The organism is Microbacterium sp. NPDC055455 (assembly GCF_053619935.1).
On record NZ_JBSHLB010000003.1, the window covers coordinates 59804 to 72480 of the forward strand.

Genomic DNA, 12677 nt, shown 5'->3' on the forward strand with positions numbered 1-12677 from the left:
CGGCCGGCTACGACACGCGGCCGTCCCCGGGGCGCGACACCCGCAGCCACCGGTAGCCGTATGCCGGCACCTCGAGCTCCACTCCCCCGCGATCGTCCAGCGGCAGGCGATCCGATCCCAGCAGGTCGACCAGTGCCGTGCCCTCCGGCTCCTCGGCGAGCGCGAACCGCGTGGTCGCCGGGACGCCGGCGAGGTTGTGGATCGCCACCATCCGGCCGACGTCGGCGCGCAGCGAGTGCACGAGGATCGCGTCGACCGGCTGCTCGAGCACCTCGAAGTCTCCCCACCCGAGCTCGGGCGAGATGCGGTACCGCGAGATGAGGTCGCGGAAGAAGTGCAGCAGCGAGCCGCGATCCTCGATCTGATCCGCCACGTTGACGTGCTGGGGCGCATAGCCGTCCCCCGGCGGGCGCGCGACGAGTCGTGACGGGGACGCCTGCGAGAAGCCGCCGTTCTTCTCGGACGTCCACTGCATCGGCGTCCGCACCGCGGTGCGCCCCGGGATGTCGATGTTCTCGCCCATGCCGATCTCCTCGCCGTAGAAGAGCACGGGTGTTCCGGGGAGCGTGAACATGAGGCTGTACGCCATGCGGATGCGGCGCGGATCGCCGAGCATCGGGGGCAGCCTGCGGGTGATGCCCCTTCCGAACACCCGCTGCCGCTCGTCGGGCGCGAACGCCTCGAACACCTCCTCGCGCTCCTCATCGGAGAGCTTGTCGAGCGTGAGCTCGTCGTGGTTGCGGAGGAAGTTCGCCCACTGCACCTCGACGGGCAGCGACGGGCGGGACGACAGCGCCTCGACCAGCGGGGCGGGGTTCTCGCGCACGAGCGAGAGGTAGAACGCCTGCATGCCGACGAAGTCGAACTGCATCGACAGCTCGTTGGCGTCGGCGCCGCCGAAGTAGTCCACCTGCTGGTCGTACGGCAGGTTGACCTCGCCGAGCAGGATGGCCTCGCTGGACCGGCGCTGCAGGAATCGCCGGAAGTCGCGCAGCAGCTCGTGGGGGTCGGGGATCTGCGCGCCCGGAGGCATCTCGAGGAAGAACGGCACCGCGTCGACGCGGAATCCCGCCACGCCCAGCTGCAGCCAGTACCCGATCACGCGGGCGAGCTCGTCGCGCACCGCGGGGTTCGCGATGTTGAGGTCGGGCTGGTGCTCGTAGAAGCTGTGCTGGTACCACTGCCCGGACGCCTCGTCCTTCGTCCAGATGCCGTCCGCCTCACCGGGGAAGACCGCGTTCTTCTGCCCTTTCGGAGGCGCGTCGTCCCGCCAGATGTAGTAGTCGCGGTAGGGCGAGTTCACGCTCCGCTTGGCGCTGACGAACCACGGATGCCGATCGGAGGTGTGGTTGACGACGAGGTCGACGATCACACGCATTCCGCGATCGTTCGCGGTGCGGATCATCTCGACGAACTCGCCGTGGTCGCCGAGCCGCGGATCCACGCCGTAGAAGTCGGAGACGTCGTACCCGTCGTCACGATCCGGCGACGGATAGAACGGCATGAGCCACAGGCACGTGACCCCCAGCTGAGCGAGGTAGTCGATGCGCTGCGCGAGGCCTCGCATGTCACCCACCCCGTCGCCGTTGCCGTCGAGGAAGGTCTCCACGTCGAGGCAGTAGATGACCGCGTTCTTCCACCAGAGGTCGCTGGTATCGGTGATCTTCATCGCGCCTCCTTCAGGCGGGGCAGGATGCCGGACTCCGCGGCACCCAGGAAATAGGACTGGTCACGGCCGACGTGGTGGATGTATACGCGGTCGAACCCGATCTTCACCAGCGCCTCGATCCGCTCGGCGAGGGAGACGGGGTCGGGATCGACGAGGACCGCCTGGCGCAGCTTCGCCTCGTCGACCTCGCCGACCGCCGCGTCGAAGTCCTCGGGCTGCTCGAGATCCCACGCCAGCGGCGGTGAGACGAGACCATTGCGCCACTGGTCCTTCGCGATCGCGTACGCCTCGGCGTCCGTCTCGGCGATGCTCACGTGCACCTGCAGCACGCACGGGCCGGCCCCGCCGTTCGAGCGGTAGGCGTCGACGACCCGCTCCAGCGCGTCCGGCGCCTGCACGACGGTGGCCAGGCCCTCGGCCCACGACGCCGCCCACGCCGCCGTCTCGGCGCTGACGGCCGTCGCCATGAGGGGCGGCGGCTCGACCGGCCGGCTCCAGAGGCGGGCACGGTGGACCGTGACCAGCCCGTCGTGCGTCACCTCCTCGCCGGTGAGCAGCCGTCGGATCACGTCGACGCTCTCGCCCAGGCGCCGGGTGCGCACATCCTTGGGAGGCCAGGGGTCGCCGGTGACGTGCTCGTTCATCGCCTCGCCGCTGCCGAGCGCGGCCCAGAAACGCCCGGGGAACATCTCCTCGAGCGTCGCGAACGCCTGCGCGACGATGACGGGGTGGTATCGCTGACCGGGGGCGTTGACCATGCCGATGGAGAAGTCCGTCCGCGCGAGGGCGGCGCCCAGCCAGCTCAAGGCGAAGCCCGACTCGCCCTGCCGGGGGTTCCAGGGAGCGAGGTGGTCGGAGCACATGGCGCCGTCGAACCCGGCCGCCTCGGCCTGCTGCACAGCGGTGAGCAGGTCGCTGGGCAGGATCTGCTCATGGGACGCGTGGAAGCCTACGAAGACCATCCAGCGAGTCTGCCGCGCGGGCCGTCCATCCGGGAAGCCCTTGAGATCCGGCGCGGTGTCGGTTACACCCGCGCCCGACCGTCCGCGCGGCGGGAGTCAGCGGCAGGCCGCAAGCCCTTGCGTCCGCAGGCAGGGATCTGCGTACCGTGAGCAATGCACACCCGACCGACGACGCCCGCAGATGAGCGCAGATCCGGGCCGCTCATCGGACCCGTGGCCGCGCCGGAGCTCCACGTGATGACCTTCAACGTCCGGCGCCGCATGAACGGACTCGCGTGGCGTCGCGCCGACCGGTGGCGTCACCGCGAGGCCGCCGTCAGGGCTCTCCTGCGGATGGAGCAGCCGACCATCGTGGGCGCGCAGGAGGTGCTGCCGGATCAGGCCGAGGCGATGCGGGACGCGCTCGGCGCGCGCTACCGCTTCATCGGACGCGGTCACGGCCCGCGCGGCACCGGCGAGGGCTGCCCGCTCTTCTTCGACGCCGAACGTCTCGACCTCGTCGAATGGGAGCAGACCGCGCTGTCGGAGCACTCCCGCGAGCCGGGCTCGCGCTCGTGGGGCAACCTCATCCCCCGCATCGCGGTGACGGCGCGCTTTCGCGACCGGGGAACCGGGCTCGTCTTCACCGCCGTCAACACCCACCTCGATCCGTTCTCGCCCCGCTCCCGCATCCGCTCGGTCGAGGCCCTGCTGGCGATGGCCGATCCGGGCCCGGCGATCCTGACCGGGGACCTGAACGCCGGCGAGGGGTCGCGCACCCTCCGGGCGCTGCTCGGCGGGGGTTCGCTGCGCGACGCCTGGACCGCCGCCGACGAGCGAGTGACGGCATCCGTCGGCACCTTCGCCGGCTACCGCACGCCGCGACCGGACAGGGCGCGGATCGACTGGATCGTCGTGACGCCGGATGTCGCCGTGGCGCGGGTGGCGATCAACGCCTTCCGCCACGAGGACGTGTGGCCGTCCGACCACCTCCCCGTGCAGGCCGTCGTGACGGTGCGACCACAGCGGACACGGCCGTGATCCGGCGCTTCCTCCGACCGCCGAGCGGCGCCGGCGAGTGGATCGCCGACGCGATCCGGGTGCTGGGACCGCTCAGCGTCGTCGCCGGGTTCGTCTGGTGGGCGCCCGCCGACGCCGGGGTGCTCGCCCTCGCCCTCTTCGGGCTCGTCCTCCCCCGCTTCGTGGGAGTGAGACCGGGCTTCGACATCGCCTTCTGCGTCACGGTGCTCGTGGCAGCCTGGAGCAACGTCTTCCTGCTGTACCAGACGGTGCTCGGCTGGGACCTCGTCGTGCACTTCGTCTTCACCGGCATGGTGGCCGCCATGGCGTACCTCCTGCTCTCGCGACTCGAGCTCGTGCCGCCGCCGCTGGCGCCGGACACGCGGCCTGCGACGCCGCTCCTGCTCGTGACGAGCCTCGGGATGGCCCTCAGCGCCGTGTGGGAGATGCTCGAGTGGATCGGCTGGCGGTTCATCTCGGAGGAGATCTACGTCGCCTACGAGGACTCGATCGGCGACATGGCCGCCGGGGGCCTCGGGGGCTTTCTTGCTGGTCTCCTCGTCGCCCGCGTCAGGCTGCTGGAGGAACAGGACTGACCTCCGACAGGAACTCAGAGCGCGTTCCCAGGTTCACGGGACCAAAACCGGCGCGGCATCCGTTCTCCCTCAATGACGCCGCTGCCAGCGGCGTCACATCAGGAGGAACCGTGAGCAACGAGTACCGCAGGACCCCCGAGGCACTGAGCCGCCTCACCGACGCCCAGTACCGCGTGACGCAGGAGGACGGCACCGAGCCGGCTTTCCGCAACGAGTACTGGAACAACCACGAGCCCGGCATCTACGTGGATGTCGTCTCCGGCCAGCCGCTCTTCTCATCGACCGACAAGTACGACAGCGGAACCGGGTGGCCGAGCTTCACCAAGCCGATCGAGCCCGACGCCGTCGCCACCAAGACCGACTGGAAGCTGCTGATGCCGCGCACCGAGGTGCGGTCATCGGGCGCCGACAGCCACCTCGGGCACGTCTTCCGCGACGGCCCACGGCGGGCCGGCGGCCTGAGATACTGCATGAACTCGGCCGCATTGCGCTTCGTGCCCGCCTCGTCGCTCGAGGACGCGGGCTACGGGGCCTACCGACACCTCTTCACCACCGAGAACCAGGAGCACGCATCATGACCAGCGGTCCCTTCGACACCGGCGAGATCACCCGCACCCCCGGCACCGAGACGGCAGTCCTCGCGGGCGGCTGCTTCTGGGGCATGGAGGAACTGATCCGCCGCCAGCCCGGCGTCCTCGATACGCGGGTGGGCTACACCGGCGGCGAGAACGCGCACGCCACCTACCGCAAGCACCCCGGTCACGCCGAGGCGGTCGAGATCGTCTTCGACCCGACGAAGACCACGTACCGCGACATCCTCGCGTTCTTCTTCCAGATCCACGACCCGTCGACGCTGAACCGTCAGGGCAACGACATCGGCTCCAGCTACCGGTCGGCGATCTTCCCGCTCTCTCCCGAGCAGGAGCAGGTCGCGCGCGAGACCATCGCCGACGTGGACGCGTCCGGGCTCTGGCCGGGCAAGGCCGTCACGACGATCGAGCCCGCGGGCCCGTTCTGGGAGGCCGAGCCCGAGCACCAGGACTACCTGATCCGCATCCCCAACGGGTACACGTGCCACTTCCCGCGCGCGGGCTGGGTGCTGCCCAAGCGCGCCGACGCCACCGCGTAGGCGAAGAGCACGAACGGATGCCGCGACCCGCCGGGTCGCGGCATCCGTTCTGTTCGCTCAGTGCGTGGAAGCCCAGGACTGCAGCTGCGTGAGCGTGATGCCCGACTTGGAGTCCTTCACGCTCAGCCGCAGAGCCTTGGCGATCTGGCCCGCCGAGCAGCCGCCGGCGTCGACCACCGTGAGGTTGGCCGAGCGACCGGTGCCGTCGACGAATGCGCCCGTGGACTTCGCGTAGTAGCGGCCCGCGACGGGCTTGCTGATCGCATCGGGCAGGACGGTCGCCGCACAGGCGTCCGCCGAATCCGCGACGCCGTCCCGGTCCGAATCCGCCACGATGGGCGTCGTCGTGCCTGAAGAGGTCGAGCAGTCGAAGGTCCACGTGATGCTGGACGGGCGCGTGCCCGCCGCTTCGAGGGACCAGCCGAGGTTGTACGTCCCGTCGGCGGGAGCCTTGAACGCGAGACCGGTGGTGGCCGGCGCCGAGTACATCGTGATGCTGAAGCCGCGGGCGACGCTCAGCATGATCTTGTCGCCCGTCGCGGCGGGGGACATCTTCGCCGTGATCGTCTCGCCCGACCGCAGCGTCACACCGGTGTAGCTCACCGTCGACTGGGTCAGCGCGAGTCCTTCGAACGTTCCGCACGAGTACGCCGCGGTGGCCGTCTGAACGCCGCCCGATGGAGCGGCCGACGCCGGCGACACCGCCAGCCCGAGCGCCATGGCCAGTCCTACTAGAGCTCCGCTCAGAGCGAGCCTCGATCGCCGTGCACGCATGCGTTCTCCCATCGGGTATACGAGTCGACGCCCGCGCCGGGCGGCGGGCAGTCGAAGACAAGAATTATCAGACGGCGCCTGAGTAGGCCATGTGTGCGGCCAATACGTGCTTCGACATCCCCCGTCAAGAGGGTGCGAGGGGGCGGGGCCGACGCGCAGGCTGGGGGCATGAGTCAGATCATCGAGACCATCGACGTGGACGTGCCCGTCACCATGGCGTACAACCAGTGGACCCAGTTCGAGACCTTCCCGAAGTTCATGGACGAGGTCGAGTCGATCACTCAGATCGACGACACCCACAACCACTGGAAGGTCAAGGTCGGGCCGGTCGAGCGCGAGTTCGACGCCGAGATCACCGAGCAGCACCCCGACGAGCGGGTGGCATGGCGCAGCATCGACGGCGAGACCGTGCACGCCGGCGTCGTCACGTTCCACAAGCTCACCGACACCAGCACCCGGGTCACCGTGCAGATCGACTGGGAGCCGACGGGCGTCGTCGAGAAGGTCGGGGCCGTCGTGGGCGCCGACAACTTCGCCGTGAAGCGGGACCTCGAGAACTTCAAGAAGTTCATCGAGAAGGCCCCGCAGGAGACCGGAGCCTGGCGCGGCGACGTGCCGCGCTGACACGGGCTCAGCAGACCCGCGGATGCCGCGCCCCGGCTGGGGCGCGGCATCCGCTGCGTCGTCAGTCCCGGGCGGCCGGCTCCACCGGCTGTCGCAGGATCGTGCGCAGCCGCTCGGGCGCCGACCGGCGCGGGTCGGTGAGGTAGATCTCGTGGTGACGCCCGGTCATGCGCAGCCCGTGCGCCGGGATGAACCGCTCGTGCATGTCGGCCAGGACCGGTGCCTCTTCGTCGTACGAGCCGACGTGCAGCGTCTGGACGCAGGTGCCCTCCGCGAGATCTCCGAGCCGGAGCGAGCCGAGGGCGGCGGAGTCGCCCTTCTCGGCGGCCGCCCGGCGGGCGCGCTCCACATGGACCTCCTCGATCCATTCCGGCACGAGGATCATCATCGTCCAGCTCCAGCGGGATTTGTCGCGCGACGTGGTGAAGGTCGCCATGTCGTCGGACCACCACAGTCCCTCGAGCGGCATGACGACGTAGTCCCGGCCGAGCTCGGTCTTGCTGAGGAACTTCAGGCGGTATGCCGTGCCGAAGAGCGCCGCGACCGCATCCGTGTACTGCGCGGACGCGTTGGGGTCGCCGTGGCCGTCCACCATCAGGTAGCGGAGCGGCGGCACCTCGACGACCTCGAACGCACCCCGGGGCGCCGTGTAGGAGGGGATGGTCCGCTTCAGGTCGACCTTCGTCACCCGGCGTCCTCGGCGGTGCGCGACTGACCGCCGGCGGAGGACTCGGACTTGCGCCCGCCGGCCTCCAGGACATCGCCCGCCGGGAGCTCCTGGTGTCCGCCGAACTGCAGGCGCATCGCCGAGAGGACCTGATTGGCGAAGCGGTCCTCGTCGCGCGAGGCGAAACGCTCGAACAGCGAGGCCGCGAGCACCGGCGCCGGCACCCCGGTGTCGACGGCCGCTTTGACGGTCCAGCGCCCCTCGCCGGAGTCCGAGACGCGCCCCGCAAGCCCGTCGAGCGTGGGGTTGCCGTGCAGGGCAGCGGCCGTGAGATCCAGCAGCCAGGAGGAGATCACCGAGCCTCGGCGCCACAGCTCCGCGACCTTCGGGGTGTCGATGGTGAACTGGTAGAACTCCGGCTCCTCCAGGGGGGCGACCTCGGCGGAGTGCTCCGCCTCGCGCACACCCGCATCGGCATGCTCGAGGATGTTCAGCCCCTCGGCCAGCGCCGCCATCACGCCGTACTCGATGCCGTTGTGGACCATCTTCACGAAGTGCCCGGCACCGGACGGACCGCAGTGCAGGTACCCGAGCTCCTCCGGTGCGAAGTCGCCGTCGCGGCCCGGCGTGCGAGCAGCCTCCCCGCTGCCCGGTGCGATGGTCCTGAGGATCGGCTCGATGCGCCGGAACGCCTCGTCGGGGCCGCCGACCATGAGGCAGTAGCCGCGCTCCAGCCCGAACACGCCTCCGCTGGTGCCGATGTCGACGTAGTGGATGCCGGTGTGATGGAGCGCGACCGCGCGCCGCACGTCGTCGCGGTAGTTCGAGTTGCCGCCGTCGATGATGATGTCGCCGGGGTCGAGCAGCGCTGCGACCTCGTCCACCACCGTGCCCGTGAGGCCCGCCGGGATCATGAGCCACACCGCGCGCGGCGCCTCGAGCTTCGACACGAGCTCGGCCAGGCTCGTCGAGCCCTCGGCCCCCTCGCCGGCCAGCGTCGCGACAGCGTCGGGGCTGACGTCGTACACCACGCAGTCGTGCCCGTCGCGCATCAGGCGCCGGACGATGTTCCCGCCCATCCGGCCGAGTCCCACCATTCCCAGCTGCATCGCCGCTCCTCCACTCGTCGGTCGGGCGCCTCGCGGACGGAGGCCCGTGGTCGAAGTCTAGGCAGGCTCAGGGCGTCGGGGACCCGCCGGTCACGGCGAGGGTCTCGCCGGCGACGTAGCTGGACTCCGCCGACGCGAGGAAGACGTAGGCCGGCGCGAGCTCGGCCGGCTGACCGGCACGTCCCAGCGGCGTCTGCTCGCCGAAGCTCTCGATCTTCTCCTGCGGCTGGCCGTCGGTCACCTGCAGCGGAGTCCAGATCGGCCCAGGAGCCACCGCGTTCACCCTGATGCCCTTCGGCGCCAGCTGCTGCGCGAGCGCCTTGGTGAAGGCGTTGATCGTCGCCTTCGTCGAGGCGTAATCCACGAGGATCTCCGACGGCTGATACGCCTGGATCGACGTGGTGTTGATGATCGCGGATCCCGGCTTCAGATGCGGCAGCGCCGCTTTGGTGATCCAGAACATGGCGTACACGTTGGTCTTGAAGGTGTCGTCGAACTGCTCGTCGTCGAGGGTCGTCAGATCCTCGTTGAAGATCTGCTTGCCGCCGTTGTTGACCAGGATGTCCAGGCCTCCGAGCCCCCCGACCGCTCGCTCTACGAGGTCCCGGCAGTAGGCCGGATCGCGCAGGTCGCCGGGGATGGTGAGCGCCGTCACGCCGGCATCCTGGAGGATCCCCGCGACGCGCTGCGCGTCCCGCTCCTCCTCCGGCAGGTACGACATCGCGACATCCGCGCCCTCTCGCGCGAAGGCGATCGCGGTAGCCGCGCCGATCCCGGAATCCGCACCCGTGATGAGGGCCTTGCGACCGGCGAGCCGGCCGGTGCCCCGATACGTCCCCTCGCCCAGATCGGCCTTCGGCTGCAGCTCGGCGTCGAGACCCGGCTCGGGCTGACGCTGCTTCTTCGGATCGAAGTCCGCGTACAGCTCGGCGGGGTTGGTGAACGTGTACTGGTCGCGCTGTTCGCCTGTCATGGGGCCACGCTAGGCACGCCGCGCGCCGGCGTGACGGGGGTTGCGCCGGGACGGAACGGCCGTTACTGGCCGGCCGCGTGCTTGACTTGAGCCATGCGCGAGGTGGCGATGTTCCCGCTGGGGAGTGTGCTGTTCCCCCACACGCCGCTCCTCGTGCGCATGTTCGAGCCCCGCTACCTGACCATGCTGGGCAGGCTGCTCGACGAGGAGGACCCGCGCTTCGGCGTCGTGCTCATCGAGCGAGGACGCGAGGTCGGGGGCGGCGACATCCGCACCGGCGTCGGCACGTTCGCCCGCCTCATCCGGGTGGACGCGGCGAGCGAGGCGATGTACGCCGTCGCGGTGGGGGGCGACCGGTTCGAGGTGGCGGAGTGGCTGGACGACGACCCCCACCCGAGAGCACGCGTCGACGCTGTGCCGGAACTGGAGTGGGACGATGCCCTCACGGCGTTGCGCGGCGAGGCCGAGGCCATCGTGCGGCGCGTCGTCGCCCGCGCGTCCGGCGCGGAGTCCGGGGGCCTGGAGATCGTGCGATGGGATGCCGACACCCCGCTGTCGGACGATCCGGTCGAGGCCGCGTGGCAGCTGGCCGCACTGGCCCCGCTCGGCGAGCTCGACCGCTACTCGCTGCTGCAGTCGACCACGATGGGCGGGCTCCTTCGCATGATCATCGACCTGACGCTCGACATCGAGCCCGTCATCACCGCGGGCCCGGCGGACGGCGGCGGCTACTCGCCGGCGGGCTGATCAGCCGCTGATGATCGTGCTGAAGGCGAGCACGATGATCAGCGCGTTGAGGAAGAAGCTCGTGACGGTGTGCCACACGACGGTCCACCGCATGCGCGTCGTCATCACCTGCACATCGGAGACAGAGAAGTTCGTGGCGTTGGTGAACGAGAAGTAGACGAAGTCGGCGATCCGGGGCGCGTCCGTGCCGGGGAAGACCAGGGGGGCGACGTCGGCGACCCGGAAGCGCCGGTGGTAGATGCGGGCGAACCCCCAGTGGTACAGCGCCCAGGACAGCAGCATGGCCGAGATCGCGACCGGCTCGACCCACCCGGCCCAGTCGGGGTCGTCGCGGAGGATGAGGATCTCGATGGCGGCGACGATCCCGACGATGCTCGCCAGGAATGTGGCGGTCACGCTGACGACGGCGACCGCGGGGTGCAGGTCGAGTCGCCCCAGCCACGCGGGTGCCGCGACTTCGGACCGGCGCACGCTGATCGCCACCGCGATGACCGACGCCAGCCAGTACAGGCCCCCGATGACGCACCACAGCGCCAGCGCGTCCAACGTGCTGTCGGGATCCTCCACGAGGATGATCGCGAGGCCGATCCCGATGAGGCCCAGCTGCACGAGCAGGTCCGCGACCCGCAGCATCATCACGCCGAGCACTGGTCACCCCCGCAGTCAGGTCCTCCGTGACACCGTAGCGGGTGGCTTCAGTCGCCCGGGCCCTGGCGCCCGGCGAAGCCCGCGAAGAGCGTGTGCAGGAGCGGGATCACCGACCCGACCATGAGCACGGTGCCCACGAACAGATCCTCCGCGCGCAGCACGGCGCCGCTGATCAGGAGCGCGGCGAAGAGCACCGCGGACACGGCGCGGCGCCCCATGCGCTCCAGCCGGCGAAGGCGCTGCTCGAGCTTCGGGGCGTCGGCGACGAGCCGGCCGTCCTCGGCGCGCGTGATCATGTCGTCGAGCCGGCGCGGAAGGCGGGCGACCACGGCCGCGGTGGAGGCGGCCTCGCGGGCGAACGCCTGCACCACGTTGCCCCGCTCGTCGCGCAGGAGGCGGTCGGCGTAGGGCTCGACGGCGTCCCAGACGTTGAATTCGGGGTCGAGCGAGCTGCACATGCCGCTGGTCAGCGAGACGGCGCGGATGATGAGCAGGAAGTTCTCCGGCAGCTGGAAGGGCAGCGAGCGCACCACGTCGCCGAACTCCGTGGCGAAGGCACGGAACTCCCGCGGGTCGACCTTCTGCAGCTCCGCGAAGCCCATCCCGCCGAACCGGGCGAACAGCGCCGTCATCGCCCGCTCCAGCTCGTTCGTGTCGGCGGACGGCAGCAGCACGCCGACCGCGCGGATGCTCTCGATCATCTTGGCGCTGTTGCGCGACGCCACGGCGATGACGAGCTGCTGCAGCCCGTGGCGCAGCCCGTCGGGCACCTCGCCCATCATGCCGAAGTCGATGAACGTCAGCTTCCATGTCTTCCCGCCCTCGCGGGTGCCGCGCTCGACGGGCGTGACGAAGATGTTCCCCGGATGGGGATCGGCGTGGAAGAAGCCGTTCGAGAACAGCTGATCGAACATGACGTCGGCGAACTCGATGGCGACGTGGCCGGGGTCGATGCCGGCCGCGCGAAGCCCGTCGACGTCGTTGATCTTGATCGCGGTGACGTCCTCCAGGGTGAGGACCCGCCGCGTCGTGCGCTCCCACGCCACGTCCGGCACGCCGACGCGGGGGTCGCCGGCGAAGTCGGCGGCGAACCGCTCGGCGTTCTGCGCCTCGTGGAGGTAGTCGATCTCCTGCCGGCTGGTGTAGGCGAACTCCTCCAGCAGCGCCGGCAGGTCGACGTGGTCGCGGACCACTTTCACCCGGCTCAGCCACGCCGCCACGCGCCGCAGGGCGGCGAGGTCGACGTCGACGATCGCCTCGATCCCCGGGCGCTGCACCTTGATCACGACGTCCGCGAACCCCGTCTCGGCCGCGTCGGCCTGGGTGAGCCGCGCACGATGCGCCTGGCCGAGGGATGCCGCGGCCACGGGGGACTCGTCGACCCATTCGAACGCGCGCCCGAGCGGGACGCCCAGCTCCGCCTCGGCGAGTGTGCGGATCGCCGGGAACGCGACCGGCGGCACCTCGTCCTGGAGCCCCTCGAGCTCCTTCGTGATCTCGGGCGGCAGCACGTCGAGCCGCGACGACAGGAACTGGCCGACCTTGATCATGAGCCCGCCGTACTGCACGGCGAGCACATGGAACCGGCGAGCGATCGTCTGCAGCCGTCGGGCGCGCCCGCGGGCGGCGAGGGCGCCGAACCCCAGGCGCGGCAGGAAGAGCTCGTACCACCACGCCTGGACCATGTAGCGTCCGGCGAACCGGAGGATCCCGCGGTAGCGGGCGCGCGTGTTCCCGACGTCGGCCATCGAATCTCCTAGATCGCGGTGCCTGCGATCCC

Annotated in this window: 14 protein-coding genes; 6 read left to right on the plus strand and 8 right to left on the minus strand. The window is 70.3% G+C overall.

Annotated features, from left to right (window positions below; genetic code table 11):
* Positions 1–7: 7 nt before the first annotated feature.
* A complete protein-coding gene (locus ACWGUG_RS09980; RefSeq protein ID WP_452324573.1) occupies positions 8–1669 on the minus strand; it encodes an alpha-amylase family protein in 1662 nt (553 codons plus the stop codon).
* Entirely contained in the window at positions 1666–2631 is a 966-nt protein-coding gene (locus ACWGUG_RS09985; RefSeq protein WP_336394937.1) for a TIGR03885 family FMN-dependent LLM class oxidoreductase, read from the minus strand. Before ACWGUG_RS09985 ends, ACWGUG_RS09980 begins: the two co-directional genes overlap by 4 nt.
* A 153-nt stretch (positions 2632–2784) precedes the next feature.
* On the opposite strand from ACWGUG_RS09985, the gene ACWGUG_RS09990 reads away from it, so the two are divergent.
* From ACWGUG_RS09990 to msrA, 4 genes are all read left to right on the plus strand, one after another.
* Positions 2785–3651: an endonuclease/exonuclease/phosphatase family protein gene (locus ACWGUG_RS09990; protein WP_452324574.1), complete on the plus strand. Its 867-nt coding sequence runs from the start codon at positions 2785–2787 to the stop codon at positions 3649–3651.
* Positions 3648–4226, plus strand: a complete 579-nt coding sequence (locus ACWGUG_RS09995; protein ID WP_336394935.1) for a hypothetical protein — start codon at positions 3648–3650, stop codon at positions 4224–4226. The genes ACWGUG_RS09990 and ACWGUG_RS09995 overlap by 4 nt, the downstream gene beginning before the upstream one ends.
* Before the next feature lie 110 nt (positions 4227–4336).
* On the plus strand, positions 4337–4804 hold the full coding sequence (msrB, locus tag ACWGUG_RS10000; RefSeq protein WP_452324575.1) for a peptide-methionine (R)-S-oxide reductase MsrB: 468 nt from the start codon (positions 4337–4339) through the stop codon (positions 4802–4804).
* Entirely contained in the window at positions 4801–5355 is a 555-nt protein-coding gene (gene msrA / locus ACWGUG_RS10005; protein ID WP_452324576.1) for a peptide-methionine (S)-S-oxide reductase MsrA, read from the plus strand. The genes msrB and msrA overlap by 4 nt, the downstream gene beginning before the upstream one ends.
* 57 nt (positions 5356–5412) lie before the next feature.
* Here msrA and ACWGUG_RS10010 read toward each other — a convergent pair whose 3' ends face one another.
* A complete protein-coding gene (locus ACWGUG_RS10010) occupies positions 5413–6075 on the minus strand; it encodes a hypothetical protein (RefSeq protein WP_452324577.1) in 663 nt (220 codons plus the stop codon).
* A 222-nt stretch (positions 6076–6297) separates the two neighbouring features.
* Here ACWGUG_RS10010 and ACWGUG_RS10015 point away from each other — a divergent pair, with 222 nt between their 5' ends.
* Complete coding sequence (locus tag ACWGUG_RS10015) at positions 6298–6753, plus strand: SRPBCC family protein (RefSeq protein ID WP_336394931.1); 456 nt, start codon at positions 6298–6300, stop codon at positions 6751–6753.
* Between the two features lie 61 nt (positions 6754–6814).
* Here ACWGUG_RS10015 and ACWGUG_RS10020 read toward each other — a convergent pair whose 3' ends face one another.
* The 3 genes from ACWGUG_RS10020 to ACWGUG_RS10030 form a co-directional block, all read right to left on the minus strand.
* Entirely contained in the window at positions 6815–7441 is a 627-nt protein-coding gene (locus ACWGUG_RS10020) for a GyrI-like domain-containing protein (RefSeq protein ID WP_452324578.1), read from the minus strand.
* Positions 7438–8529, minus strand: coding sequence for a phosphogluconate dehydrogenase (NAD(+)-dependent, decarboxylating) (gene gnd / locus ACWGUG_RS10025; protein WP_452324579.1), 1092 nt, complete (start codon positions 8527–8529; stop codon positions 7438–7440). Before gnd ends, ACWGUG_RS10020 begins: the two co-directional genes overlap by 4 nt.
* A 67-nt stretch (positions 8530–8596) precedes the next feature.
* A complete protein-coding gene (locus ACWGUG_RS10030; RefSeq protein ID WP_452324580.1) occupies positions 8597–9502 on the minus strand; it encodes an SDR family oxidoreductase in 906 nt (301 codons plus the stop codon).
* A 93-nt stretch (positions 9503–9595) separates the two neighbouring features.
* Here ACWGUG_RS10030 and ACWGUG_RS10035 point away from each other — a divergent pair, with 93 nt between their 5' ends.
* Entirely contained in the window at positions 9596–10249 is a 654-nt protein-coding gene (locus tag ACWGUG_RS10035) for an LON peptidase substrate-binding domain-containing protein (protein WP_452324581.1), read from the plus strand.
* Here the strand turns inward: ACWGUG_RS10035 and ACWGUG_RS10040 are convergent, their stop codons facing one another.
* A complete protein-coding gene (locus ACWGUG_RS10040; RefSeq protein WP_378884651.1) occupies positions 10250–10885 on the minus strand; it encodes a DUF1345 domain-containing protein in 636 nt (211 codons plus the stop codon).
* 59 nt (positions 10886–10944) lie between these two features.
* On the minus strand, positions 10945–12645 hold the full coding sequence (locus ACWGUG_RS10045) for an ABC1 kinase family protein (protein WP_452324582.1): 1701 nt from the start codon (positions 12643–12645) through the stop codon (positions 10945–10947).
* Positions 12646–12677 lie beyond the last annotated feature (32 nt).